The following is a 1,594-nucleotide window of genomic DNA, read 5'->3' as shown; positions in this document are numbered from 1 at the left end:
GGCGAAGCGTTGGCAGGGGAAACCAGCAGGCCAGCCATTGAGCCGCGAAATCATGAGTCCAGGGCGCCGACGCTGTTAAGCGAAGCGGAAGGCCACAGTGTGCATGACGATAATCGCAAGCCATGTTTCACGCCCTGCGCGGTCGTAGACCCTGAGCATGCTGGGAAGTCAACTGTACGGAAGCTGGGAGATCTCATCCGTTGTCTGGTCGTGACAAGCCAGACGGGGTAGGAAAGGTCACAAGCCAAAAGCCTGCCGTCTACGCGGATGAGAAGTCGGATAACTCCGTAGTACCTGAGAAGTTGTCGAACAATGGGTTTTGCTCAGCGGAGACAATGGAGGAAAGGGAGTTAGCCAAGGGGAACAGCGAACAGCCTTCCGCACCCCGGACGCAGAGCCGGACAAGTGCGTTGTTAGGGTTGCTCGCTGTACGTCAAGCAGCTCGGCGAGATCGCCGGGTAAAGTTCACGAGCTTGCTGCACCACGTGACGGTCGAGCTATTGCACGAGAGTTTCTACAATCTCAAGCGAGACGCGGCCAGTGGTGTGGATAGTCTATCGTGGCGAGAGTATGAGCAAGGTCTGCTCACAAGGCTGACAGCCTTACACGACAAAGTGCATAGTGGCCGCTATCGCGCCCAGCCTGTCCGGCGGGTGTTTATCCCAAAGGCAGATGGTAGCGAGCGCCCGCTGGGCGTAACCGCACTGGAAGACAAGATCGTCCAGACCGCAGTCGTGCAAGTGCTCAACGCAATTTATGAGCAGAACTTTCTCGGACTCTCGTATGGTTTTCGCCCAGGTCGAGGGCAACACGATGCATTGGATGCGTTATCGGTAGGAATACAGAATTCGCGTGTTCGTTGGATATTGGACGTGGATATTCGAGCGTTCTTTGACACCATCGATCACGAATGGATGATGTGCTTCCTGCAACACCGAATTGCGGATAGGCGAATGTTAGCGCTGATAGTTCGATGGCTGCGCACAGGTGTTCTCGAAAATGGAAAGCGCATTCCTGCGAAGCAGGGCACGCCGCAAGGTGCGCCCATTTCACCGTTGCTTGCCAACATCTACCTGCACTACGTGATGGACTTGTGGATCAGGCAATGGCGCGAGCGTACTGCACGAGGTCAGATGATTGCTGTGCGATACGCAGACGACAGTGTGCTTGGATTTGAAAAGCATGAAGATGCATGGAGTTTTCGCCAGGCGTTGGAGGCTCGACTAGCCCAGTTCAACCTGACACTGCATCCAGAGAAAACACGTTTGCTACGGTTTGGCTGGTTCGCGATCGAAGATCGCAAGAAGCGCGGGGAAGGAAAACCGGAAACTTTCGATTTTCTCGGGTTCACGCATATCTGTAACAAAACCAAGAACGGGATGTTTGTGGTTAGACGCGTGACCATCGCCAAGCGTATGAGAACGACAATCAGGGAGATACGGGTGCGGTTACACAAGCGCAGACATGAGCCCGTCCCGGTAATCGGACAATGGTTGAGCCGTCTGTTTAAAGGTTACTGCAACTACTATCACGTACCCGGTAACACACGGCGACTGGATGCCTTTCGCCGTGAAGTGATCGGTGCGTGGAGGCA

General features: G+C 54.6%; 1 protein-coding gene. It reads left to right on the top strand.

The window, feature by feature from the left end; translation table 11 throughout:
- Positions 1-200 precede the first annotated feature (200 nt).
- Positions 201-1,594 (top strand): group II intron reverse transcriptase/maturase (ltrA, locus tag KVH01_RS29380; RefSeq protein WP_225924437.1); only part of this gene is annotated, 1,394 nt, incomplete at its 3' end.

This window comes from Pseudomonas khavaziana, assembly GCF_019145205.1.
GTDB classification, from domain to species: Bacteria; Pseudomonadota; Gammaproteobacteria; order Pseudomonadales; family Pseudomonadaceae; genus Aquipseudomonas; species Aquipseudomonas khavaziana.
This window is presented reverse-complemented; position numbering and strand designations above follow the sequence as displayed.